Source organism: Sphingopyxis sp. HIX, assembly GCF_001468285.1.
Lineage (GTDB): Bacteria > Pseudomonadota > Alphaproteobacteria > Sphingomonadales > Sphingomonadaceae > Sphingopyxis.
In genome coordinates this window covers 16,215-40,045 of sequence record NZ_LNSB01000050.1, presented here as the reverse complement: position 1 = coordinate 40,045, position 23,831 = coordinate 16,215, and the positions used below count along the sequence as shown (strand labels likewise).

Here is a 23,831-nt window from a genome sequence, read left to right as displayed (position 1 = left end):
ACTCGTAACGCTTGATCCCCATCTCCAAACTCCGCTCGCTTGGCAAAGCTTGAATCAGACTTCACACACAAACGGAATCCTGAATGTCGATACAGCCTAAACCCTTTGCGTCTTTGCGTCTTTGCGCGAAACCGTATCGAACACGACGCCCGACTACCGCCCCACCTGCTCCATCTTCTCGCGCAGATCGGCCGCGGCCTCGGCATCGCCGTTCTGCGCCAGCAGTTCGGCGTAGAGCCGCATGATCTCGCCGTTCAGCGGCTGCAGCCGGTACGCCAGCGCGATCATGCCCATCGCGCGCGCGCGGTCGCCCTTCGCGGCATAGGCCTTCGACAGTTCGCGCAGCACCACGACGTCGCGATTGCCGACGCGCTGGCGGACGCGCTCGAAATAGGCGATCGCATCGTCCCAATGCTCGATGTCCATCGCCAGCGAGCCCGCGAGCCGGTCGGCGGCGAGGCTCGACGGCTGGCTGTCGCGCAGCGCCATGATCGTCGCCCCCGACCCCGCGGCATCGCCCGCGCGGAACAAGGCATTGGCCAGCCGCAAGGTCGTGCGCTCGCTCGCGTCGAGATCGCGCGCGGCGCGGAAGCTCTGCACGGCCTGAGTGTAGTCACCCGCCGCCATCGCGGCGTCGCCGTGCAAGATATGCGCGTCGGCCACCCCGCGGTTGGCGTCGCGCAGCCGCGTCGCGCGCGCCAGCGCCTGCGCGGCATTGCCCCCCGCCATTTCGGCCTCCATCGCCGGGATCACGAGCGCGGGGTTGAGCGGCTGCGCGTCGGCGTCGGCCGACAGGCCATAGCCGTCGGGCGCGAAGGGCGCCGCCTCGCCCGGCGCCAGCGCCGCCGCGCGCGCCAGATAATCGGACGATTCGCCCGCCAGACCCAGCTCGGCGGCGACGCGCGCCGCCATCAGCAGCGACCAGCTGTCGGCGTCGGCGCGCGCGACGATCGGCGCCAGCGCGTCGGCGGCGCCGTCGGGGTCGCCCCCCGCCCATTCGGCCGCCGCCAGGATGCGCCGCGCGGCGAGGTTGTGCGGCTGTTCCTCGATCAGCCGGTCGGCCCAGGTCGCCGCGACCGCCTCGCCGCCGAGCTCGAGTTCGACCACCGCGCTCAGCAACATGAAGCCCGGCTCGCCGTCCATCCGCCCGCGCGTGCGCTGGAGGAGGCTGCGCGCGAGGCGATAATTGCCCGCGCGCGCCGCGACCACCGCCTGCAGATAGTAGATTTGCGCATTACCCGGCACTAGCGTCGCCGCGTGGCGCAGCGAGACGAGCATATCCTTGTAGCGCCCGAGGTCGCCGAGCGTCGCCGCCCGGTCGATCAGCGCCCCGGCATTGTCGGGATCGGCCGCCAGCGCCTTGTCGTACCACTCGAGCGATGCGGTCAGCCCGCGCTGCGAGCGCACGAGGTTCGCCTTATAGGCGAGCGCCGCGCTGCTGTCCTTGTCGAGCTCGATCGCATAGTCGATCGCGTCGCGCGCGCCGAGCGCGTCGGCATTGGCGTCGCGGAAGCGCGCGACGTCGATCCACAGATCGGCATTGCGCGGCAATTCGCGCACCGCACGGTCGAAGGCGTCGCGCGCTGCGCCGAAATCGCCATTGTCGAGGTGGACGTTGCCCGCGACCCATGCCGCCTCGCCGATCATCTCGGGCGCGATCGGCCCCGCGTCGAGGATACGGAAGGCGCGGTCGCCATCGCCCTGCATCGCCGCGGCCTTGGCGGCGAGCGGGCGCAGCGCGTCCTCGTCGCCGCCGGCCGCGAGCGCGGCATGCACCGCGGCCTCGGCACCGACTCCGTCGCCGAGCTTGAACAATATGCGCGCCAGCTCGACCTGCTCCGTAAGCTGCTTCGGGTCCTCGGCAAGCGCCTCCTGCAGCGCCACGCGACGCTCCTCGAGCGCCGCGCGCGGGCTCTCGGGACGCGTCTCGCCGCATCCTGCGAGCAATGCCGCGCCCAGCAGCGCGGCGACAAGGGCGCGAAGGCGCAGCAACTCAGGCCGCCTGCATCCGATATTGCTTGAGCAGGTCGTAGAGCGTCGGGCGGCTGATCCCGAGCAGCTTGGCCGCGGCCGAGATATTGCCCTCGCTCTGCATCATCGCGCGGCGGATCGCGACCCGGTCGGCCGCCTCGCGCGCGCTTCGCAGGTTGAGCCAGCTTTCCTCGCTCTCAGCCTCACCCCCGCCTGCAATGTCGAGATCGTCCTTCGCCACCAGCTTGCCGTCGGCCATGATCACCGCGCGCTTGATGCGGTTTTCGAGCTCGCGGACGTTGCCGGGCCAGCGCGCCTCGTCGATCGCCTGCAGCGCGTCGGGCGCGAAGCCGCGCACCCCGGGGTTCATCTCGGGCGCATATTGGTGGAGGAAATGCCGCGCGAGCAGCACCGCGTCGCCCGGCCGCTCGGCGAGCGACGGGATCTTCACCACCATCTCGGCGAGCCGGTAATAGAGATCGTCGCGGAAGCTCTGCGCCGCGATCATCGCGTCGAGGTCGCGGTGCGTCGCGCAGACGATGCGCGTATCGACCGCGATGGCCTTGCGCCCGCCGATCCGTTCGATCGTCCGCTCCTGTAGGAAGCGCAGAAGCTTCACCTGCAGTGGCAGCGGGATGTCGCCGACCTCGTCGAGGAAGAGCGTGCCGCCATGCGCCAGCTCGATCTTGCCCTCGGTGGTCTTGACCGCGCCGGTGAACGCGCCTTTCTCATGCCCGAACAATTCGCTTTCGAGCAGATTCTCCGGGATCGCGGCGCAGTTGATCGCAACGAAGGCGCCGTCGCGCCGTCCGCTCGCCTCGTGCAGCCCGCGCGCGAGCAATTCCTTGCCCGTCCCGCTCGCGCCGAGCAGCATCACACTGACGTCGAGGTTCGCGACGCGCTCGATCGTGCGCGCGACCTTCAGCATCTCGGGCGCGCCGGTGATCATCCCGCCGAGCACGCGATTGTCGGTCGCCCCTTGGCTCGCCAGCCGCGCATTCTCGACCTCGAGCTCACGCACATGGAAGGCACGTCGGACAATCAGGCCCAATTCGTCGATGTCGATCGGCTTCTGATAGAAATCCCACGCCCCGCTCGCGATCGCGTTCAGCGCGCTCGCGCGCTCGCCATGCCCCGACACGACGATGACCTTGGTGTCGGGCTTCATCTCGAGGATCGCTTGCAGCGTGCGGAACCCCTCGCGCGTGCCGTCGGGATCGGGCGGCAGGCCGAGGTCGAGCGTCACCACATCGGGTTCCTCGGCGCGCAGCAGTTCGATCGCTGCATCGTGATCGCCCGCGATCAGCACGTCATAGCCGTCATAGGCCCATTTGAGCTGCGTCTGCAGCCCCGGGTCATCCTCGACCACGAGCAGCTTGCGCGGGGTTTCGTTCCCGTCGTTTTTCATCATGCCACCTTCATCCAGTCTTCGCCCGCGGTCGGCAGCCACAAAGTGAAGCGGCTCCCCCGCCCCGGCTCGCTCGCGACGTCGATCGCACCGCCCATCGCCTGCGCCAGCCCCAACGCCTCGAAGGCGCCGAGCCCGAAACCGCCGTCCTTGGTCGAAACGAAAGGCTTGAAAAGTTCATGCTCGATGAAGGCGCGGCTCATACCGCTGCCCTGGTCGAGAACGTCGATGCGCACCCGCCCCGCCTCGCGCGCTGCGATGACCTGCACCGGCGCGCCGTCGGGCGAGGCGTCGATCGCGTTGGCGACCAGATGCTCGACGATCTGGCGCACCGACGCCGCATCGGCCCAGGCGGCGAGCCCCGGCTCGCAGCCGATCGACAGCGCACGCCGCGACCGCATCTGCGCCGCGACCACGGCGAGCAGCGGCTCGATGTCGGTGCGCGCCGCCTCGGCCGCGCGCCCTCGTTCGCGCGGCGACAGCCGGACGAGCAGGTCGGACAGGCGCCCGGCGGAAATCTTCAGCGTCTCGACCATGTCGGCGCGAAACTCGGGCTTTTCGGCGTGGCGCTCGGCGTTGCGCGCGAGCAGCGCGAGCTGGCTCGCGAGGTTCTTGATGTCGTGCATGATGAAGGCGAAGCGGCGGTTGAACTCGTCGAAGCGCTTGGCCTCGGACAGCGCCGCCTGGCTCTGCGATTCGGCGAGATAGCTCGCCGCCTGCCGCCCCGCGATGCGCAGCACGTCGAGATCCTCCCAGTCGAGCGCGCGCGACACCGGCGGGCGGTGCAGCACGACGACCGCGATCATCCGCTGGAAATGCAGCACCGGCACGACGACCCAGGCGCGCGGATCGGCGACCAGCCATTCGGGGATCGCGAGGTCCTGCCCGGCCGCAACGGTCGCACCGCGGCGCACCGCGTCGAGGTCGACGATATGCCCCGTGTCCTGCAGCATGAAGGCCGAGCGCAACGAGAGTTCGCCCGCGACCTCGTCTCCGGCATCCCAATGCCAGCGGTCGGCCACGCGATAGCTGCCCTGCGCGCCCGGCAGCATCAGCAATGCGCCCGGACTGCCGGTCAACTCGGCGAGCGCCTTCGCGACGCGGCGGTAGAGGTCGCCTTCATCGCCGCGCGCCAAGGTCGCGGTGAAGCGCATCCATTCGGCGCGATAGTCGTAGCGATGCTCGAAGAAATGCTTCGAGATCATCACCGTCGCCCAGGCGCGCGCGCGCGCCGAAGCGAAGAGCAGTCCGCCCGCGCCCAGCCCGACGATCAAGGACAGGCTCTGCGCGACTTCGCTGTAGCTGCCGCCGACCAGCCGTGCGATCGCGCCCGCCAGCCCGATCAGGATCAGATAGCCCGCACCGGCGATCAACAGGATCGTGCGCGTCGCGGCGGTGCGCGACAGCTGCATCCGCTCGCGCCCGACGTCCATCGCGGCGAGCACGAAGGTCGGCAACGTCAGCAGCGCCACCGCAGGAAGCAGCAGCATCAAGGTCAGCGGTACCGTGCCGGTCAGCGCGCCGATAAGCTGGAAATTGAGCTCATAGGCCCAGAGCATCGCAAAGCCGCCCGCGACCGCCAGGATCGGCATGCGCAGCCCGGCGCTGCCGTGGCGCACCCCGCTGTCGACGAGCAGCAGGCCGCCCGAGGCGACGATCATCGCGACCAGCGCGAGCCCCGGACCCGCCCATTCGCCGGGCACCCCGCCCTCGCGCAGCCAGACGAAGCTGCCGAAGGCCAGCGCGACGAGGCAGAAGGTGATCAGCATCCGCTGGATCAGCCGCAGCGGCCGCGACATCGGCGCGCGCGCGTTCCAGAAGGTGGCGCCCAGCCAGAACAGCATCACCGCGTTGCGCAGCGCGGCCGCGACGAGCGCCTCGGGCGAGGCGGGCTGATAAGCCCAGGTCGCCGCCGCCCACAGCGCCGTCGCGGCCGCTGCCGCGACCAGCCAGCCGAAGCTCGGCATCAGCGCCGCCATCCGCACGCGCGGCCGCAGCGCGAGCCACAAGGCCGCGCCGCCGAACCCCACGCAAGCGAGCGCGGAGAGGATTTCGGAGAGGCCCGCGAGCGCGCCCATGGCTACCGCGCCCCCTCGGGCCACAGCACGACGCGCACCGTCTGGAGCAGGATCAACAGGTCGAGGAAGGGTGAATAGTTCTTGGCATAATAGAGGTCGTATTCGAGCTTGACCCGCGCATCCTCGACCGACGCGCCATAGGGGTAGTTGATCTGCGCCCAGCCGGTCAGCCCCGGCTTCACCATGTGGCGTTCGGCATAATAGGGCAGCGCTTCGGTCAGTTCCTCGACGAAGCTCGGCCGCTCGGGGCGCGGGCCGACGAAGCTCATCTCGCCCTTCAAGACGCACCAGAGCTGCGGCAGTTCGTCGATGCGCAGCTTGCGGATGATATGGCCGACGCGCGTAATGCGCGGGTCGTTCTCGCTCGCCCACACCGCGATCCCCGCGGCCTCGGCATCGGTGCGCATCGAGCGGATCTTGACGATATTATAGGCCTCGCCGAACAGCCCGACGCGCGGCTGGCGATAGAAGACCGGACCCTTGCTGTCGAACTTGACCGCGATCCCCGCGATCACGATCAACGGCAGGCCGATGACGAGCACCGCCAGGCTCGCGACGATGTCGAAGACGCGCTTGCTCGCCTTGGCGATCCGCTGCCCCGCCGAAAAACCGTCCGAAAAAATGAGGAAGCTGGGGTTGGTGGTCGCAAGGTCGACGCGCCCGGTCTCGCGCTCGAGGAAGCTCGCGATATCGTTGACATGCACGCCGGTGGTCTTGACACGCAGCAGGTCGTCCAGCGGCAACGCGCCGCGCCGTTCCTCCATCGCCAGCACCACCTCGCCCGCGCCGAGCGCCACCGCATGATCGGCGAGACTGGCGACATCGGCGCGCGGCACCGCGCCTTCGACCGCCTTTTCGTTCGCCGCCATCGCGACATAGCCCGCCATCTGGAAACCGCGCCCGGGCTCCTCCGACAGCGCCTTCAGCCGCGCCGCGCGCGGCCCCGCGCCGAGCACCAGGATGCGCCGCCGAAAAGCGTCGGTCCCTGCGCTCTGCGTCAGGACCAGCCGGATTGCGAGCAGCAGGACGATCGCGAAGACCATGGCATAGACGCTGTTCGCGCGCCAAAGCGTCGCGGTCGGCAGCAGGAAGCCCAGCACCGACAGGAAAATCACCCCGAGCGAGATCGCCGCGAGCAACCGCGCGGTGGCGAAGCCCATCGCGCGCAGCGCCTCGGTCCCGTACATGCCGACCGCCATCATCGCGAGCATGTTCGACACCGCGAAGGTCAGGATCGGCAGCCAGCGGCCCGCGAAATTGCCCGCATCAAACCCTGCCTGGTGCGCATAGAGGTGCCACGCCCCCTCGGCCGAGCCGAGCAGCGCGAAAAACTCGATCAGCGCGAGCCAGACGACCGCGTGCGGGACATAATGTTTGAACAGCCGGAACATCGGATAAGCGCGCGCCCTTTCGAGAACTTATCCTAAAGCCGAGGGGTGAAGTGTCGGTTAACTTTACACCTTCGCCGGTGCCCATCCGCCCGATCGTAACCAGCGGTTGAATCCCTTTGCGCATCGCGGGATAAGCGGCGCGGGCATGGGCTTATGCCGGCGACCGGCAGCAGCCCGAACAAGGGGGCAAGATATGGCACGCGTCATGGCTGCGCTGCGGAAGTCCGCCGGCACTATGCTTCAATTCTTCCCGGCAAGCGCAGGCAAAAGGCGCACCGCCATACTGCTCGCGCTGCTGGTCGCCGCGCCGCTCGCCGGGTGCGGCAAGCCGACCACCGACTCGGTGCTGGCCGACATGGAGAGCAAGGAGCCCTTCTATGCCGCGATCCGCGAAAAGGACCCCGCGCTTCACGCCCAGATCCGTGCGATCCTCGACCGCAATATCGCTTCGGGTACCCCCGACGCCGCGCGGGCCGAGATCCGCAAACTCGTCCTCCCCGCCATCGTCAAGCGGGTCCCCGACACATCGCGCGAGACGATCGTCGCCTTCGCCACGCTCGCGCGCGACCAGGGGCGCTTCATCGCCGAGGAGCATCCCGATCTCTGCCCCGGCTATCTGCGCGGCGACGATATGGGCTTCGACAAGATCGCCGACAAGGCGATGATCGACCGCGAACTCGCCATCTACGACCAGCTGCTCCGTTCGCCGCCCGAGCTCGGCGCGCCGCGCGCCTCGGCCGAAGAGGTCGGCCAGCTCTTCGTGACGCTGATCCCGCGGCTTCGGGCGAAGCTCGGCGTGTCGGACGAGCAATTGCTGGCGGCGCTCGAACAGCGCGGTCCCGGCAAGCTGCAATGTTCGGCCGCGACCGAGTTGTTCGACGAGATACTGAAACTCCCGCCGGTGCAGCGCGACCGCATCCTGCGCACGATGTTCGCCGAAATCTGACGCGCGAGGGAATGGACGGGGGCGCCGGGTCCGTTGAAACAGGGGGATGACCCCCGCGCTTCAACCGGTTAGACCCTCCCCATGACCCTCCAGATCCAACCCGTCATCCTGTGCGGCGGCGCGGGAACGCGCCTGTGGCCCGAATCGCGCGGCGCGCGCGCGAAGCAGTTCCTGCCGCTCACCGGCAACGACAGCCTGTTCCGCCAGACCGTCGCGCGCACGCCGGCGGGCGAGCACTTCCTGCCCCCCGTCATCCTCTGCGGCGACGGACATCTCGCGACCGTGCGCGAGCAGATGGGCGCCAACGAAGCGCAGCTCTTGGTCGAGCCGATGCCGCGCAACACCGCCGCGGCGATCGCGCTCGCGGTGGCGCAGGCCGACGCCGACACCTTGCTGCTGGTGATGCCCAGCGACCATGTCATCGCCGACATCCCCGCCTTCCACGCCGCGATCGCCCGCGCCGCTCGGCTCGCGCAGCAGGACTGGCTCGTCACCTTCGGCATCGCCCCCGAGCATCCCGAGACCGGCTTCGGCTATATCGCGAGCGGCGAAGCGCTTGGAGATTCTGGGGGCGAAGACGGTTTCGCGGTCGCGCGCTTCGTAGAAAAACCGCCGCTCGCCGAAGCCGAAGCAATGCTCGCCGCGGGCGGCTACAGCTGGAACGCGGGCATCTTCCTGTTCCGCGCCGGGCGGATGCGCGATGCGATGCTGACCCATTGCCGGCCCATCTTCGAGGCAGCCGACAAGGCGGTCGCCGCGGGCCTACGCGATGGCGACGCGCTCCATGCCGACGCCATCGAGTTCGAGAAGGCGCCGTCGGATTCGATCGACTATGCGGTCATGGAAAAGGACGATCGCGTCGCGGTGGTCCCCGTCGCGATGGGCTGGTCCGACCTCGGCAGCTGGCAGGCGGTGCATGCGCTCGCCGCCTGCGACGAGATCGGCAATGCGACGCACGGCGACGTCTTCCTCCACGACAGCCACGGCAATCTGATCCGCGCCGGCGGCAAGCGCGTGTCGGTGATCGGCATGGAGGGGGTCGCGGTGATCGTCGACGGCGACGACATCCTCGTCATGCCGCTGAAGCGCTGCCAGGACGTCCGCACCGCCGCGAAGGCGCGCGAATAGGCCGATGCCCGGGTCGCCGCATTTCGCCGACGCCCCGCTCGGGCTGCTTCGGCATCGCCCGAACGAGCTCCGCGCCCGCCATTGCCACGACGACGCCTTCGTCGCGGTGGTGCTCGAGGGCGGCTATCAGGAGGCGGGCGACGAGGGTCGCTTCGACGTCCGCCCCGGCGACGCACTCATCCACCACGCCTTCGAATCGCACCTCGACCGAGTCGAAGCAAAGGGCGCGCGCGTGCTCGTATTGGACCTGCCCGCCCCGCTCGCCGCCACGCCGCACGTCCGCGGCCGTGTCGCCGATCCCGACGCGCTCGTTCGCCTCGCCGCGCGCGATCCGTGCGCCGCCGCGGCGCTTTTCGCCGAAAGCTTCGCCGCCGCCCCCGCCGCCGCGCTCGACTGGCCCGACCTGCTCGCACACGACCTTCGCGCCGACCAGGGCTTCGCGCTCGCCGACTGGGCCGAGCGGACCGGCGTGCGCCCCGAAACGCTGAGCCGCGGCTTCCGCCTTGCCTATGGCTGCACGCCCAAGGCCTATCGCGCCACCGTCCGCGCCCGCGCCGCACTGGCCGCGGTGCGCACGACGCGCGAGACGCTCTCAGATATCGCCCACCAGCTGCATTTCGCCGATCAGGCGCATATGTCGCACGCCGTCGCGCGATTGACCGGCGCCGCGCCGGGCTGGTGGCGACGTCAAATGGATACAAGACCGGCATGACCTGCGGGTGTAGAGTCAGGGCAACACACTAGCCGGAGACCTCCCCATGCTCGACCGCCGTACCCTCCTCGCCACGCTCGCCGCGACCTCGGCGATGGCGGGCGTCCGCTCGCCCGCGCAGGCGCTGATCGCCCAACCCGGCAGCGAAGGCGAAAAGCTCACCGCGCTGTACGAACGCCTCTACGACCGGATGATCGACGAAAGCCCCGAATTCGCGACCGCGCTGGGGCTCGACAAGGACGGCCGTACCGCGCTGAAAGCGAAACTGGACGACCGCTCGCCCGCGGGGATCAAGAAGGGCCATCAGCTCTATCGCGACGGCCTCGCCGAGCTCAAAAAGATCGATGTCTCAAAGCTTTTGGGCATGGACCTCATCAACTACGAAACCTTCCGCGACCCATGGGAAGGCTATGTGAAGGCGTACGACACGTTCGGATATGGCCTCCACAGCTGGCCCGAACCGCATCCGGTGACGCAGCTTTCGGGCAGCTATCGCTCGATCCCCGATTTCCTGATCAACCAGCACGCCATCGCCAATTCCGCCGATGCCGAGGCCTATCTCGCGCGCTGTGCCGATTTCGCGGCGCAGATGGACAATGAGACCGGCCGCATCGCCGAAGACCATAAGAAGGGCGTGATCCCGCCCGACTTCGTCATCGACCGCGCGCTCGGCCAGTTCGACCGCATCTGGGCGCCCGCCCCCGACGCGCACGGCCTGACCAGGAATATCGCGGAGAAAACGAAGGACATCCCCGGCGACTGGGTGAAGCGCTGCGCCGCGATCGTCGCAGACAATATCTACCCCGCGATGAAGCGCCAGGCGGCCGAACTCCGCGCCGTGCGGCCCAAGGCGACGCACGACGCCGGCGTCTGGCGCCTGCCGCAGGGCGACGACTACTACGCCTATGCGTTGCGCTTCGCGACGACGACGGGCATGTCCGCCGAGGAGGTGCACAAGCTCGGCCGCGACCGCGTCGCCGATCTCTCGGCGCAGGCCGACGCGATCTTCAAGGCGCAGGGCATGACCAAGGGCAGCGTCGCCGAACGCATGCGCGCGCTCGGCAAGGATCCGCGCTTCCTCTATCCCAACACCGACGAGGGCAAGGCCAAGCTGATCGCCGAACTCAACGCGCAGATGCAGGCGATCCAGGCGCGGCTGCCCGAGGCCTTCGGCCGCCTGCCCAAGGCGAAGGCCGAGATCCGCCGCGTGCCCGCCGATATCGAGGACGGCGCGACCGGCGGCTATTATCAGGTCCCCGCGCTCGACGGCTCGCGCCCCGGCGCTTACTACATCAACCTCCGCGATACCGCGGAAAACCCTTCGTGGGCGCTGCCGACGCTGACCTATCACGAGGCGTCGCCCGGCCATCACCACCAGATCGCGCTGGCGCAGGAGGCGACGGGCATTCCGCGCCTCCGTCGCCTGCCCGCCTATTCGGTCTATACCGAGGGCTGGGGCCTTTATGCCGAACAGCTCGCCGACGAGATGGGCGTGTACGAGAACGACCCTTGGGGCCGTCTCGGTTACCTGCAAAGCTATATGTTCCGCGCCGCGCGCCTCGTGGCCGACACCGGGCTCCACCATTATAAATGGACCCGCGAGGAGGGCATCCAATATTATAACGAGACACTCGGCACCCCCGAACCCTCGAACGTCACCGAGATCGAGCGCTATTGCGTGTGGCCCGGCCAGGCGACGAGCTACATGGTCGGCCAGACGCGCTGGGTCGCGATCCGCGAGAAGGCGAAAGCCGCCCTCGGCGCCAAATTCGACCTCCGCGCCTTCCACGACACCGCGCTCTCGGCGGGCGCGATGCCGATCGAGGTGCTCGCGGCGCTGATCGACCGCTGGACGGCGGAGCAATTGGCGTAGGAAAAATCGCGCTTGACCCTGTAGTCACTACAGGGTGTAGCGAAGGCGGCATCGTTCCTTATCCGGGAGATTGTCGATGCTCGCCTCCGTTCCGCTGCTGCTTTTCGCCCTCGTCATCATCGCCACCCTGCTCCGCGGCCGCGCGGTGCGTGCGCGCTCGGGTATCGGCGCTTGGGCTTTTTTCGAGGCGCGCGGCGTCCAGCGCGCCGCGGGCCTCGCCTTCGCGCTGTCGATCGCGATGCTGTTCGCCGCCGCGACGCTTCTCGCATCGGGCCGGATCGCCGCCCCACCCACGCTGCTCGCCGCGGGCAGCGCGGTCATGGCGCTCGGCACGCTGGTCGTCGTCGCCGCGCAGGTCCAGATGGGCGCCGCGTGGCGCGTCGGCGTGCGTCAGGGCGACGCTCCGCTCTTCGTCACCGCCGGGCTGTTCCGCTTCAGCCGCAACCCGATCTTCACCGGCATGATCGCGATGGCGGCGGGCGCGGCGCTCGCCATCCCCGCCTGGTGGACTGCCGCGACGGCGCTCGCCTTCGCGCTAGCCTGCGGCGTTCAGGTCCGGATCGAGGAGGCGCACCTGTCGCGCGCCTTCGGCGCCGCCTACGACGATTTCCGCCACCGCGTCCCGCGCTGGCTGATCGCCTAGCCCGCCGGCTCCGCCTCCAGCACCCGCGCCCGCATCGCCTCCCAATCGTCGAAGCGCCAGAAGGTCGGGCTGTCGCGCCCCGTCACGCGCGGGTCACGCGCGGTGGGGGCGAATTCGCGGTCGTAAGCCGCGATCTCGGTCAGCGTGTCGCAGTCGAAGAAGATGCGCACCCGCATCGCCTCGCCCGCATCGCCGCAACTGCCCAGCACGATCCCCAGATGCCCGTCGGACAGGCGCACCAGCGTGCCCGGCGCCCACAACCCCAGGCTGTCGGCAAAACGGTCGAGCAGGTCGGGATCGAAATGCCCCGGCCACGAGCGCATCGCGGCGAGCGCCTCGCACGGCGTCCACGCCGCCTTGTACGGCCGGTCCGAGGTCACCGCGTCGTAGACGTCGCAGATCGCGCCCATGCGCGCGTGCAGCGACAGCGCCTCGCCGCTCAGCCGGTCGGGATAGCCGGTGCCGTCGACCTTCTCATGATGGTGCAGCGCGACCTCGAGCGCAGCCGCAGGAATATCGGGCGACTGCGACAGCAGCATATGCCCCGCGCGCGGATGCCCCTCGACCATCGCCCGCTCGCGCGTGTCGAGCTTGCCGGGTTTCAGCAGCACCGCATCGGCGATCGCGACCTTGCCGACGTCGTGGAGCAACCCCGCGACCCCCAGCGCCTGCACCTCTTCCTCATCGAGCTTCAGGTGGCGCGCGAAGTTGATCATCAGCGCGCACACCGCGACCGAGTGGAGATAGGTATATTCGTCCTTCTGCTTGAGGCGCACGAGACCCAGCAACGCGCGCGAATGGCGCTCGATCGACTGGCCGATCGAGCGGGCCAGCGGCGCGAGCTTCCTCGCCTCGACCGCGCGGCCCAACCGCGCGGTCTCGAACATGTCCATCACCGCCTGCTTCGACTTGCCGATGAGCCGCTCGGCGCGGCGCTTCTCCTGCGCATAGCTGACGGGCGCCGGCGCGCGGGCGCGCAGCGCGCCCGGCGCATAGGGGCTGCGCCGCTCGACCGCCACCGCACGCGGCGGCCCCGACCGCCGCTCGATCGCGACCGCGCCCGTCGCCGCCTCGGGCTCCACGTGACTCTTGCTGCGGTCGATGACCAGCGCATCGACCCCCGACCCGCGGATTCGCGCCAGCTGGTCAGCCGTCTCGATCAGGAAGCGGCTGCGCCAGAACGGATGGTCGATCCACCGCCCTTCGAAGGCGTGGACGAACATCCCGATCTGGGCCGCATCCGGCGTGACGCGAAACAACATTCCATGATCCTCGCGCGGGCAGGGCCCGCTTCGATGGAATAACGACGCGCCAAGCCATTCATTAAAGGGCTAATCATTTCGGCCTGCCGCAAGCCGGCGCTTGCAAAATCGGGGGTGTGCGGCTAGACGCCGCGCCAGCCAATGTCGGCCATGTCCAAGGACGGAAAGGAGAAAGTCATGCGAGCTGCACCTGCACGCACCAAACGCATCCCAATTTTCCACCGTCATCAGGATAGCATGACATGGGCACTTTACCTGCAGGCGGCGCATACCGCCTGACGCTTTCGCTCCGCCCCGGCACCGCCGGAGCGTGGCTTTATTTCATTACCGAAGACGCCGCACCGGCCTTTTCCCTTTCGGTGGAGGTTCGTCATGCGCGCTGATATGTTCAAGGTCATCGTCGAACGGCCGCGCTGGGGCTCGCGCCACGCGTCCGCCGCCAAACTCAAGAGGAGCGATCCCGGCATCCATTTTATCGGCCACAAGCGCCACGCCTTTATCGACGCGCCTTATCCCAAGGGTCTCAACGAAAACCTCGCCCCGATGGTCCGCTTCCTGCAGAGCCGGCGCGGCCGGCGCTGGGACGATGTGTTCGGCGAGATCTGCGCGCATCTCGACACCGGCAGCACGGTCAAGATGCACGTCCGCCAGCATCTGGACGACTTCGTCGCGTCGCGCATCTCGATCGGACGTTACGGCGAGTGGATGGTCGACGGCGAGCTCGTCGTCGACCGCAACCGCTGGGGCTGGCGCCGCTGGCGCTTCTTCGTCGATCCGGTCGACCGCATCCTGCGGGACGGCAGCGAGCTGGCCCGCCGCCTGCCCCCCGCCAATCGCGCGGCGAAAGGGGGTCGCCGATGAGCGTTGCCGCCATCGACCTGATCGGCGCCGATCCGCGGTCGTTCGATCCGGTCGCGCTCGACCAGCTCGCGCGCACCGCCGCGATGCCCGGCATCGCGCGGGTCGTCGGCCTGCCCGACCTCCACGCCGGGCGCGGCATCGCGGTCGGCGCGGCTTATTGGTCGCCCTCCCACCTCTATCCGCACCTCGTCGGCGGCGACATCGGCTGCGGCATGGCGCTGTGGCAGACCGACGACGCGCTGCGCAAGTTCCGCCCCGATACCGCCGAGCGCAAGCTCCACGGGCTCGACGACGCGTGGGACGGCGATGCCGCGGCGATGCTGGAGGAAGCCGGCCTTCCCGCCGGCCTCGCCGACGCGTCGCTCGGCACGATCGGCGGCGGCAATCATTTCGTCGAGCTCCAGCGCATCGAGGAGGTGGTCGACCCGGACCGCTTCGCCGGACTCGAACTCCAGGCCGACCGCGTCTGGATGATGGTGCACAGCGGCTCGCGCGGGCTGGGCCAGGCGATCCTCGACGCCTGGACCGCGCGCGGTGCCGCCGCCGGTATCGCCGCCGACAGCGACGACGGGCGCGCGTATCGCGGCGAGCACGACCGTGCCATGGCCTGGGCGGGCGTCAACCGTCGGGTGATCGCCGCGCGGTTCCTGGCCGCGCTCGGGCTCGGTGGGCGCTGCCTGCTCGATATCTGCCACAATAGCGTCACCCCGCACGATGGCGGCTGGTTGCATCGCAAAGGCGCCGCCCCCGCCGATCGCGGGCTCGTCGCGATCCCAGGCTCGCGCGGCGATTTCAGCTATCTGGTCGCGCCGCTCGCCGCCAACACCGACGCCGCGCTCCATTCGCTCGCGCACGGCGCGGGGCGCAAATGGAGCCGCGGCGACGCCCGCGCTCGGCTGGCGGGCCGTTTCAAGGCGACCGACCTCGAACGCACCCCGCTCGGCAGCCGCGTGATCTGCGAGGACCGGCAGCTGATCTTCGAGGAGGCGCCGCAGGCATACAAGGACATCGCGCGCGTGATCTCCGAGCTCGAACAGGCGGGGCTCGTCGCCGTCGTCGCGCGGCTGCGTCCGCTGATCAGCTACAAGGTGCGCCGCGCATGAGCGAGATCATCCTCCACCTCTCGGCGGGCGGCGGCCCTGCCGAATGCCGCTGGGTCGTCGCGCGCCTCGCCCGCGCCTTCGCGCGCGAGGCCCCGACGTGCGACGCGACCTGCGAACCGCTCGAAGCGCCCGACGACGATCCGCCGTCGCTGCTGCTCCGCGTGGCGGGACCCGGCGCCGAAGCGTTTGTCCAGGCGCGGACGGGGACGATCCTCTGGACCGGCCAGAGTCCCTTCCGCCCGACGCACAAGCGCAGGAACTGGTTCGTCGGAGTCGCGCGCGTCCTTGCTACGGACGAAAGCGAGGAACTACGCGATACCGACATCGACTATCAGGCGATGCGCGCGAGCGGCCCCGGCGGCCAGCATGTCAACAAGACCGACAGCGCGGTGCGCGCGACGCATCGGCCGACCGGGCTCGTCGCCATGTCGCAGGAGCAGCGCTCGCAGCACGCCAACCGCAGGGTCGCGCGGCTCAAGCTCGCCCTCCTCCTCGCCGAACGGCGCGAGGCGGCCGCGGGCGAGGCGCGCCGCGCGGGCTGGGACCGCAATCGCGCGCTCGAACGCGGCAATGCGGTGCGCCACTATAGCGGCCCCGATTTTCGCCTCGCGGCAGGGCGCTGAGCGGCACGCAATCCCCGATTGCCGGGCCACGCGTCCTGTGAAAAGAAGCGGCTCGGCATAAGGGGGATCGCGTGGACCAGACGATAGGCAAGGCGGGCAGCGACCGGCGGCTTTGGGCCTTCCTGCTCGGCGTCGTCGCGGTCACCATCGGGGTCCTCCTGCACCTGCCGATGTTCTGGATGGGGCGCGACATCGGGTTCCGGATGGTCGGCATGCCGATGGACGACGGCATGATCGCGGGCATGTATCTGATCATCGCCGGGATCGGCGTCGCCGCTTACGGCTTGCTCCCCAGGAACCTCTCGCAGCAGATGGCGGCGTCGAGCGAGCTGGCGGTCAGCGCGCCCGAGGATGCGCCGCTGTCCTGGGCGCATTGGCGGCTGATGGGGGTGCTGGTGATCGCGCTGGTCATCGACATCATGAAACCGGCGAGCCTGGGCTTCACCATCCCCGGGATGATCGACGAATATGGCGTCCCGCGCGAGACGGTGTCGATGGTGCCTTTTGTGGCGCTGATCGGCACCGTGCTCGGCTCGTTCGTCTGGGGCTGGGTCGCCGACATCTATGGCCGCAAGGCGTCGATCCTGCTGTCGGCGGTGATGTTCGTCGGCACCTCGATCTGCGGCGCGATGCCCTCGCTCGCGTGGAACATCGGCATGTGCTTCATGATGGGCGCCGCCGCCGGCGGCATGCTGCCCGTCACCTACGCCCTGCTCGCCGAGATGATGCCGAGCCGCCACCGCGGCTGGAGCCTCGTGCTCGTCGGCGGGCTGGGCGCGGTCGGCGGCTATGCGGCCGCGAGCCTGATCGCCGCCTGGCTCGAGCCCGTCTTCAGCTGGCGCATCCTGTGGCTCGCCAATCTGCCGAGCGGGCTGCTGCTCGTGATGCTCGGCGCCTTCATCCCCGAATCGGCGAAATTCCTCGTCGCGCGCGGCCGCCAAGCCGAGGCGGCGAAGGTGATGGCGCGCTTCGGCTCGGGCGTCCACCGCATCACCCCTGCCGAGACCGCCGCGCGCGGCCCTGCGACCGCTCCCATGGCGCGCGCCTATGCGGGCAAACTGGCGGCGCTCAGCCTCACCGCCATCTGCTGGGGCCTCGTCAATTTCGGGCTGCTCCTCTGGCTCCCCGTCGAGCTGATCGCGCGCGGGTACAGCATGGAGGTATCGAGCCGGCTGCTCGCCGCCTCGGCGCTCATCGCGCTGCCCACCGTGTTCCTCGTCGCGTGGATCTATCACGCGTGGAGCACCAAGAAGTCGCTGCTCGCGGCGATCGCGGTGACCCTGCTCGGCCTCGCCGGGGTGCTCTGGCTCGCGCTCAGCGATGGCGCTTCGCCGATCCTGCCCGTCGCACTGCTGATCGTCGGCAGCAACGGCATCATCGCGATGCTGCTGCCCTACACCGCCGAAAGCTTCCCGCTGCGCATCCGCGGCCGCGCAACCGGCTGGGTCGCGGCGTGCAGCAAGCTCGGCGGCGTGTTCGCGCAGGCGCTGGCGATCATGGCGATCATCCCGACGCTGGCGGTCAGCGCGCTGATGATCGCGGCGCCGATGGCACTATCGCTGCTGCTCGCCGCGCGCTTCGGCCGCGAGACGCGCGGCGCGGACCTGCGCGACCTCGACCCCGAGGGGCATGTATTCGACAAGTCGGGGTTATGATGCCCGCCCGTTGACCATCTAGCGGGGAAGAGGGCGACTTTTTCCTCGCTCGGCTATTCCCCAGCCGCGCTGCCAAATCTCGATTTCGTCGCTCAAAATTGAACTAGGCGGAGCGTCCCGAGCCACCCCGTCGTGAAATGCGTCCCAGCCCTCGCCCCGAATCCGGGCATTCTCTAGTCGCTCGAAGCGCTGAATCTGCGTTTCCGGACAATCGGCGGCGCACACGCGCTTTCCGCTTTGCCATTCCAGATCGGCGCCGCATTCACTGCAAACCTCGGGTTCGTCCAATAGTCTTTTGCTCATTCCCATTGGCCTGCTCCTCCAACTCCGAAAGGCGATGTAGGCTGATGAGAGGGAGATTCAAGTGCGTCCGGCGAGGCCTGATCTTTGTCAATCCCCCGCGAAATCGAAAGCCGACACCCCGCGCTCGCCTTCGCGGAAGCGCAGCGGGCGGCCGAGCGGGGGCATCGAACGCTGGACGCAGCCGGTGCGCGTGCAGCGGCGGCAGCCGAGGCCGACCGGGGTCGCGGGCGAGCGCATCAGGTCGAGTCCGCGCGCGGCGATCAAAGGGGCCGCGACCTTGGCATCGACCCCGACGCACACGGCGAAGCGCGCGGGGGTCCCGCTGCCTGTCGCGCCGGGCGCCGCGACGCTGCGGGACTGCGTGAACCAGCGCGTGCCGTCTTCGAGTTCGACCAGGTCGGCGACCACCTCGCCGGGGCGCGAAAAGGCTTCGTGCACGCCCCACAAGGGACAGCGGGCGTCGCCGTCGACCAGCGGCGACTGGCTCGCCCCGGCATAGCGCTTCGACCCCTGTCCCGCGCGGTCTATGCGCAGCATGAAGAAGGGCAGCCCGCGGGCGCCGACGCGCTGCAAGGTCGTGAGCCGATGCGCGACCTGCTCATAGCCAGCGCCGAAACGCCGCTGGAGCAGCAGCAGATCGTAGCCAGTCGCATCACAGGCGCGCAGAAAGCGGCTGTAGGGCATCATCAGCGCCGCCGCGAAATAATGCACCAGATGCCGTTCGAACAGCCGTGCGGCCGCGGGCTCGGCGAACTCGGCCCCCGTCACCAGCGCAGCGATTTCGCCCTTCGCCTCGACCTGCGCGAGCGTCGCCGCGGCCTGGAAGGTGCGCGAAGCGGGGCGCAGCAGCTCGCTCAGCATCAGCTGCCGTGCGTGCCAGTCGAGCCAGCGCAGCCGGTCGGGCATCACGTCGCTCGGCAGGATGCGGATGCCGAGCTGGTGGCGCGTGCGCAGCCGCTCGGAAATCGTTCCGTAAAGGTCGCCGCCCGCGAGCCGCAGCTCATCGGCCAGTTCCTCGGCACGCGCGTCGAGGTCGGGGAAATGATTGCGCCATTTCTCGATCGCGCGGCGGACGGCCGCCACTTCGGGTGCGTCGCCCTCGCCTTCGCCGCGTACCTCGGGCGCTGCATCGAACAGCCGTGCAAAAGCCGCCGCGGTAGCGGGCGCGCTCTGCAGCCACTCCTCGACCTCCTGCGCCCCGATCCCCAGATCGGCGAAGCGCGGGTCGGCCAGCCGCCGCCGCAGCCCTGCCGCACCCCCCGGCACCTCGTCGGCACCAAGCGTGGCAGCGTCGAAGCCGAAGCGCTCGGCGAGCTTGACCAGCACCGTGGCCGACAGCGGCCGCTGGCCATGCTCGATCAGGTTGAGGTAGCTCGGCGAGATATCGAGCGCGTCGGCCATCGCCGCTTGCGTCATCGCCGCCTCGCGCCGAACCTTGCGCACCGCCGGCCCCGCAAACACCCGCCGCTCCGCCATGGCTTGTAACTTTCTTTACTGATTTACATGCCAATTTACACCTCATAGCGCTATTTCACAAATATTATTGACAAAGCTTTTCACTTTCAGCGCGCGTCGCGTCACATCTTGCTCATCACCCGGCCGCTCTCCCCGACTGGCCGCACCGAAAGGACAAGACGATGGGCTATCAGGAAGACATGGCGCAGGCAGGCCGCCTCATCCGCGACTATGACGGCACCTGGGACGGGATCAGCGGCGAAAGCATCGCCCGCATGCGCGCGCAGAACAAGTTCCGCACCGGCCTCGACGTCGCCCGCTACACCGCGCGCATCATGCGCGCCGACATGGCCGCCTATGACGCCGATCCGGCCAACTACACCCAGTCCTTGGGCTGCTGGCACGGCTTCATCGCGCAGCAGAAGATGATCTCGGTCAAGAAGCATTTCGGCACCACCAAGGGCCGCTACATCTACCTCTCGGGCTGGATGATCGCCGCGCTGCGCAGCGAATTCGGCCCGCTGCCCGACCAGTCGATGCACGAAAAAACCAGCGTTCCCGCGCTGATCGAGGAAATCTACACCTTCCTGCGCCAGGCCGACGCCCGCGAACTCGGCATGCTGTTCCGCGACCTCGACGCCGCGCGCGCCGAGGGCGACGAGCTCAAGGCCAAGCAGATCCAGGCCGCGATCGACAATCATGAAACGCATGTCGTGCCGATCATCGCCGACATCGACGCGGGCTTCGGCAACGCCGAGGCGACCTATCTGCTCGCCAAGAAGATGATCGAGGCCGGCGCCTGCGCCCTCCAGATCGAGAACCAGGTCTCCGATGAAAAGCAGTGCGGCCACCAGGACGGCAAGGTCACCGTGCCGCACGAGGATTTCATCGCGAAAATCCGCGCCTGCCGCTACGCCTTCATGGAGCTCGGCGTCGAGGACGGCATCATCGTGACGCGCACCGACAGCCTCGGCGCGGGCCTCACCAAGCAGATCGCCTTCTCGAAGGAACCCGGCGACCTCGGCGACCAATATAACAGCTATCTCGATTGCGAAGAGGTCGAAGGCGCGGGCAATCCCGGCGACGTGCTGATCAACCGCGACGGCAAGCTGATGCGCCCGAAGCGACTGCCGTCGAATCTCTATCAGTTCCGCCCCGGAACCGGCGAGGACCGCTGCGTCATGGACTGCATCGCATCCTTGCAGAACGGCGCCGACCTGCTCTGGATCGAGACCGAAAAGCCGCATATCGAACAGATCGCCGGCATGGTCGACCGCATCCGCGAAGTCGTCCCCAACGCGAAGCTTGCGTATAACAACTCGCCGAGCTTCAACTGGACGCTGAACTTCCGCCAGCAAGTCTTTGATGCGTGGGCAGAAGAAGGCCGCGACCTTGGCGCCTACGACCGTGCCAAGCTGATGAGCGTCGATTACGACGGCACCGAACTCGGCGACGAGGCCGACAACCGCATCCGCACCTTCCAGCGCGACGCGGCGAAGCGCGCGGGTATCTTCCACCACCTGATCACGCTGCCGACCTACCACACCGCGGCGCTGTCGACCGACAATCTCGCCAAGGAATATTTCGGCGACGAAGCGATGCTGGGCTACGTCAAGGGTGTCCAGCGCGCCGAGATCCGCCAGGGCATCGCCTGCGTGAAGCACCAGAATATGTCGGGCAGCGACATCGGCGACGACCATAAGGAATATTTCGCCGGCGAAGCCGCCCTGAAAGCAGCCGGTAAGGACAATACGATGAACCAGTTCGCGGCGTAACGACCAGTTTGGCGCGGGGCTCGCGACCCAGCCCCGCGCCTCCCGAGCTTTCCTGGGGAGGAAAGCCTGTCCGTCGGAAGCCCCCCGGGGTTTCCGGCGGGCATTTTTTTGGGCGCTGCCCCACCTTGCCAAGGGCCCGCGGCACCACTATCCCCGCGCCTGTCGCGCCGGGCTCCTCGTCGGCGGACGCCACCGAAGATTGCTCCGCTGACCCCTTCCCCAGCCACGCCCTATCGCGAACAGCTCAATATCGGCGCGGGCCGCCGCACGATCGCCATCGCGCTCGCGCTGCTGATCCCGGCGATCTTGCTGCTCCTGCTGCTCGCCTATGGCCTCGACGACGAGCCCGAGAAGGTCGAGGTGCCGCTCACCGTCGTCCGCCTCGAGGCCGCCGAGTTCGCGCAGGAGGCCCCTGCGCCCGAAAGCCGCGAGCAGGCGCAGAACGAAGCGCAGACCGCGCCCGAGCAGCCGACCCCCGAACAGCCCGTCCAGCCGCAACCCGCGGACCCGCTGCCCCCACAGGTCCCGCCGCCGCCGCCGGTCGCGACGCCCAACGCACCGCCACAGCCGCCCGCACCCCCGAAGATCGGCGTTCGCCCCCCGAACGGCCAGACCTCCGGCCCGCCGAACAAGGGCGGCTCGCGTAGCTCTGGCGACACCGAACGCGTGGGCACCGCGCCCAATGGCGAGCCGCTCTACGCCGCCGCCTGGTACCGCGAGCCGACCGACGGCGAGCTTCGCGGTTATCTGTCGACCGCCAGCGGCCCCGGCTGGGGGCTGATCGCGTGCCGCACCGCGCCCGACTACCGCGTCGAGGACTGCGTCGGGCTCGACGAATATCCGAACGGCGCGCAGATCAACCGCGCCGTCCTCGCCGCCGCCTGGCAGTTCCGCGTCCGCCCACCGCGCGTCGGCGGCAAGTCGCTGGTCGGCAGTTGGGTCCGCATCCGCATCGATTACCGCACCAAGCGGGGTTAGCGACGAGCCCCGATCATGCTAACCTCCCCATGGGCGCGACAGCAGGGGAGATGACCGATGCGGGGTTCGGGGCCATTGTGGGGACTGCTCAACGCGGCGCGGCGCGCCAATCTGGCCGACGAGGGCGCCGACCCGCCGATCGTGCTCCCCGAAGGCATCACGCGCCGCCGCGTGCTTGCGGCGCTCGGCGCGACCGCCGCGCTGCCGCTGGCGAGCTGCTTCGCGCCTTCGTCCGACAAGGCGGGCACGCGCGTCGCGATCATCGGCGGCGGGCTCGCGGGGCTCGTCGCGCTCGATGCACTGACCGCTGCTGGGGTCGAGGCGCATCTGTACGAGGCACGCGGACGGCTCGGCGGGCGCGTGCTCACTGCGAACAACCTGCCCGAAAAGGGCCTCAATATCGAGGATGGCGGCAACCTCATCAACACCGATCACGACGACATGCTCGCGCTCGCCAAGCGCTTCGGCATCGCGCTGATCGATCGCAAGCCGATGGCGGCGCACAGCCGCTACGTCGCCGACGGCCGCCTGCTCGGCGATGCCGAACTGATCGAGGACCTCCGCGCCATCGCCGCGCAGATCGCCAAGGACGCCGCGGCGCTCGACGCCGATTACGACGCCGTCGCGCCGAAGCTCGACGCCATGTCGGTCACCGCCTATCTCGACCAGCACGCCGCGCTGATGAAGCCGCATGTCCGCGCGCTGCTCGACGCGACGATCCGCACCGAATTCGGCGCCGAACCGGGTGAGGCTTCGGCGATCGAGTTGCTCTTCAACCTGCCCGTCGTCGACGGCAAGCAGGCCGAGCTCATCTCGCTCAGCGACGAGCGCTTCATCCTGACCGGCGGCTCGTCGAGCGTGGTGCGGGCGCTGTCCGAACCGCTGATGGGGAAAATCTCGACCGGCCATGCGCTGCAATCGATCGCGCAGCAGGGCGATGCGCTCGACCTCAAATTCGTGAATGGAAAGGCCGATCGCGTCGACCGCGTCATCGTCACCGTGCCCGCGCCGCTGATGCGCACGATCGATTATGGCGGGCTCTTGCCGAAGCCATGGGCCGCGCTGGTCGCCGAGATCGACAGCGGCCGCAACGACAAGATCAATGCCGGCTACGCCAAGCGCGTCTGGGAGGGGAAAACCGGCCCCGCGGGCGCAGCTTGGGCGGTCGACACCAAGGGGCCCGGTATCTTCTCCGAATTCTGGGACGCGAGTTCGGGGCAGCCGGGCGAGGCCGGGGTGCTCACCTGGTTCTTCGGCGGCGATCAGGTCGACGCGCTGCATGCGGCCGAGCCCGAGGACGTCCTCGGCCGCGCCGAAACCGCGGTCGCGCCCGCCGTCCCCGGGCTGAAAGCGCGTAGCCTGCGCCGCACCGCGTGGGTGAAGGATCCCTTTTCTCGCGGCGCCTATTCGACCTTCAAGCCCGGCCAGCTCACGCGTTTTGCGCCGCATTTCTGGCTCGAGGAGAACGGAAAGGCCACGCAGCAGTCGGTTGTCGGCCCGATCGTCTTCGCGGGCGAACATCTGTCCGACGCCTTCCCCGGCTATATGAACGGCGGGGCGCAGACCGGGCGGCTCGCGGCCGAGGCGGTGCTGGCCAGCCTGAGGGTCAAGGCCGACGCCGCTTAGCCAGGCGCACCCCGTCGCATTCCAATTCATCAACTTTTTT

Annotated in this window: 19 protein-coding genes; 12 read left to right on the top strand and 7 right to left on the bottom strand. The window is 68.9% G+C overall.

The annotated features are described in order from the left end of the window. Window positions 1-153: 153 nt before the first annotated feature. Genes ATE62_RS19590 through ATE62_RS19575 form a run of 4 tightly spaced genes read right to left on the bottom strand, consistent with a single transcriptional unit; the run spans window position 154 to window position 6,848 of the window. Window positions 154-1,992, bottom strand: coding sequence for a tetratricopeptide repeat protein (locus tag ATE62_RS19590; RefSeq protein WP_058808174.1), 1,839 nt, complete (start codon window positions 1,990-1,992; stop codon window positions 154-156). 1 nt (window position 1,993) lies between these two features. Further along, entirely contained in the window at window positions 1,994-3,379 is a 1,386-nt protein-coding gene (gene prsR / locus ATE62_RS19585; protein ID WP_058808173.1) for a PEP-CTERM-box response regulator transcription factor, read from the bottom strand. Then, window positions 3,379-5,457 (bottom strand): XrtA/PEP-CTERM system histidine kinase PrsK, encoded by a 2,079-nt coding sequence (gene prsK, locus ATE62_RS19580; RefSeq protein ID WP_058808172.1) that lies wholly within the window; start codon window positions 5,455-5,457, stop codon window positions 3,379-3,381. The genes prsR and prsK overlap by 1 nt, the downstream gene beginning before the upstream one ends. Before the next feature lie 2 nt (window positions 5,458-5,459). Then, the gene (locus ATE62_RS19575) at window positions 5,460-6,848 is read right to left on the bottom strand and encodes a TIGR03013 family XrtA/PEP-CTERM system glycosyltransferase (RefSeq protein ID WP_058808171.1); all 1,389 of its coding nucleotides are present in this window, start codon (window positions 6,846-6,848) and stop codon (window positions 5,460-5,462) included. 193 nt (window positions 6,849-7,041) lie between these two features. On the opposite strand from ATE62_RS19575, the gene ATE62_RS19570 reads away from it, so the two are divergent. The 5 genes from ATE62_RS19570 to ATE62_RS19550 all read left to right on the top strand — a co-directional run bounded on the left by ATE62_RS19570 (window position 7,042) and on the right by ATE62_RS19550 (window position 12,150). Next, a complete protein-coding gene (locus ATE62_RS19570) occupies window positions 7,042-7,794 on the top strand; it encodes a hypothetical protein (protein WP_156420546.1) in 753 nt (250 codons plus the stop codon). Window positions 7,795-7,875: 81 nt separating this feature from the next. After that, window positions 7,876-8,922: a mannose-1-phosphate guanylyltransferase gene (locus tag ATE62_RS19565; protein ID WP_058808169.1), complete on the top strand. Its 1,047-nt coding sequence runs from the start codon at window positions 7,876-7,878 to the stop codon at window positions 8,920-8,922. Between the two features lie 4 nt (window positions 8,923-8,926). Next, window positions 8,927-9,634 (top strand): helix-turn-helix domain-containing protein, encoded by a 708-nt coding sequence (locus ATE62_RS19560; RefSeq protein WP_058808168.1) that lies wholly within the window; start codon window positions 8,927-8,929, stop codon window positions 9,632-9,634. Window positions 9,635-9,680: 46 nt separating this feature from the next. After that, on the top strand, window positions 9,681-11,507 hold the full coding sequence (locus ATE62_RS19555; protein ID WP_058808167.1) for a DUF885 domain-containing protein: 1,827 nt from the start codon (window positions 9,681-9,683) through the stop codon (window positions 11,505-11,507). 76 nt (window positions 11,508-11,583) lie between these two features. Beyond that, on the top strand, window positions 11,584-12,150 hold the full coding sequence (locus ATE62_RS19550) for a methyltransferase family protein (protein ID WP_058808166.1): 567 nt from the start codon (window positions 11,584-11,586) through the stop codon (window positions 12,148-12,150). Here the strand turns inward: ATE62_RS19550 and ATE62_RS19545 are convergent. Continuing rightward, a complete protein-coding gene (locus ATE62_RS19545; protein ID WP_058808165.1) occupies window positions 12,147-13,412 on the bottom strand; it encodes an HD-GYP domain-containing protein in 1,266 nt (421 codons plus the stop codon). The genes ATE62_RS19550 and ATE62_RS19545 overlap by 4 nt on opposite strands. Window positions 13,413-13,784: 372 nt before the next feature. On the opposite strand from ATE62_RS19545, the gene ATE62_RS19540 reads away from it, so the two are divergent. From ATE62_RS19540 to ATE62_RS19525, 4 genes are all read left to right on the top strand, one after another. Next, a complete protein-coding gene (locus ATE62_RS19540) occupies window positions 13,785-14,273 on the top strand; it encodes a hypothetical protein (RefSeq protein ID WP_058808164.1) in 489 nt (162 codons plus the stop codon). Beyond that, entirely contained in the window at window positions 14,270-15,376 is a 1,107-nt protein-coding gene (locus tag ATE62_RS19535) for an RNA ligase RtcB family protein (protein WP_058808163.1), read from the top strand. Before ATE62_RS19540 ends, ATE62_RS19535 begins: the two co-directional genes overlap by 4 nt. Beyond that, window positions 15,373-15,999, top strand: coding sequence for a peptide chain release factor H (prfH, locus tag ATE62_RS19530; protein WP_058808162.1), 627 nt, complete (start codon window positions 15,373-15,375; stop codon window positions 15,997-15,999). The genes ATE62_RS19535 and prfH overlap by 4 nt, the downstream gene beginning before the upstream one ends. 71 nt (window positions 16,000-16,070) lie before the next feature. After that, window positions 16,071-17,654, top strand: a complete 1,584-nt coding sequence (locus tag ATE62_RS19525; protein ID WP_231736324.1) for an MFS transporter — start codon at window positions 16,071-16,073, stop codon at window positions 17,652-17,654. Window positions 17,655-17,672: 18 nt separating this feature from the next. Here ATE62_RS19525 and ATE62_RS23725 read toward each other — a convergent pair whose 3' ends face one another. Together ATE62_RS23725 and ATE62_RS19520 are read right to left on the bottom strand one after the other, a co-directional pair. Next, window positions 17,673-17,963 carry a hypothetical protein gene (locus ATE62_RS23725; protein WP_156420544.1) on the bottom strand — a complete coding sequence of 97 codons (291 nt, stop codon included), beginning with the start codon at window positions 17,961-17,963 and terminating at the stop codon, window positions 17,673-17,675. A gap of 81 nt (window positions 17,964-18,044) precedes the next feature. After that, window positions 18,045-19,433, bottom strand: a complete 1,389-nt coding sequence (locus ATE62_RS19520; protein WP_058808161.1) for a helix-turn-helix domain-containing protein — start codon at window positions 19,431-19,433, stop codon at window positions 18,045-18,047. 161 nt (window positions 19,434-19,594) lie between these two features. On the opposite strand from ATE62_RS19520, the gene ATE62_RS19515 reads away from it, so the two are divergent. The 3 genes from ATE62_RS19515 to ATE62_RS19505 all read left to right on the top strand — a co-directional run bounded on the left by ATE62_RS19515 (window position 19,595) and on the right by ATE62_RS19505 (window position 23,791). Continuing rightward, window positions 19,595-21,187, top strand: a complete 1,593-nt coding sequence (locus tag ATE62_RS19515) for an isocitrate lyase (RefSeq protein WP_058808160.1) — start codon at window positions 19,595-19,597, stop codon at window positions 21,185-21,187. 306 nt (window positions 21,188-21,493) lie between these two features. Further along, window positions 21,494-22,165 (top strand): hypothetical protein, encoded by a 672-nt coding sequence (locus ATE62_RS19510; RefSeq protein WP_231736322.1) that lies wholly within the window; start codon window positions 21,494-21,496, stop codon window positions 22,163-22,165. Window positions 22,166-22,222: 57 nt separating this feature from the next. Further along, window positions 22,223-23,791: a flavin monoamine oxidase family protein gene (locus tag ATE62_RS19505; RefSeq protein WP_082662917.1), complete on the top strand. Its 1,569-nt coding sequence runs from the start codon at window positions 22,223-22,225 to the stop codon at window positions 23,789-23,791. The last annotated feature ends 40 nt before the right edge of the window (window positions 23,792-23,831 follow it).

Bases quoted from the DNA above. Each gene is read 5' to 3' on its own strand.
- prsR (WP_058808173.1), bottom strand. From the start codon at position 3,379: ATGAAAAACGACGGGAACGAAACCCCGCGCAAGCTGCTCGTGGTCGAG.
- prsK (WP_058808172.1), bottom strand. From the start codon at position 5,457: ATGGGCGCGCTCGCGGGCCTCTCCGAAATCCTCTCCGCGCTCGCTTGC.
- ATE62_RS19575 (WP_058808171.1), bottom strand. From the start codon at position 6,848: ATGTTCCGGCTGTTCAAACATTATGTCCCGCACGCGGTCGTCTGGCTC.
- ATE62_RS19570 (WP_156420546.1), top strand. From the start codon at position 7,042: ATGGCACGCGTCATGGCTGCGCTGCGGAAGTCCGCCGGCACTATGCTT.
- ATE62_RS19565 (WP_058808169.1), top strand. From the start codon at position 7,876: ATGACCCTCCAGATCCAACCCGTCATCCTGTGCGGCGGCGCGGGAACG.
- ATE62_RS19560 (WP_058808168.1), top strand. From the start codon at position 8,927: ATGCCCGGGTCGCCGCATTTCGCCGACGCCCCGCTCGGGCTGCTTCGG.
- ATE62_RS19555 (WP_058808167.1), top strand. From the start codon at position 9,681: ATGCTCGACCGCCGTACCCTCCTCGCCACGCTCGCCGCGACCTCGGCG.
- ATE62_RS19550 (WP_058808166.1), top strand. From the start codon at position 11,584: ATGCTCGCCTCCGTTCCGCTGCTGCTTTTCGCCCTCGTCATCATCGCC.
- ATE62_RS19545 (WP_058808165.1), bottom strand. From the start codon at position 13,412: ATGTTGTTTCGCGTCACGCCGGATGCGGCCCAGATCGGGATGTTCGTC.
- ATE62_RS19540 (WP_058808164.1), top strand. From the start codon at position 13,785: ATGCGCGCTGATATGTTCAAGGTCATCGTCGAACGGCCGCGCTGGGGC.
- ATE62_RS19535 (WP_058808163.1), top strand. From the start codon at position 14,270: ATGAGCGTTGCCGCCATCGACCTGATCGGCGCCGATCCGCGGTCGTTC.
- prfH (WP_058808162.1), top strand. From the start codon at position 15,373: ATGAGCGAGATCATCCTCCACCTCTCGGCGGGCGGCGGCCCTGCCGAA.
- ATE62_RS23725 (WP_156420544.1), bottom strand. From the start codon at position 17,963: ATGGGAATGAGCAAAAGACTATTGGACGAACCCGAGGTTTGCAGTGAA.
- ATE62_RS19520 (WP_058808161.1), bottom strand. From the start codon at position 19,433: ATGGCGGAGCGGCGGGTGTTTGCGGGGCCGGCGGTGCGCAAGGTTCGG.
- ATE62_RS19515 (WP_058808160.1), top strand. From the start codon at position 19,595: ATGGGCTATCAGGAAGACATGGCGCAGGCAGGCCGCCTCATCCGCGAC.
- ATE62_RS19505 (WP_082662917.1), top strand. From the start codon at position 22,223: ATGCGGGGTTCGGGGCCATTGTGGGGACTGCTCAACGCGGCGCGGCGC.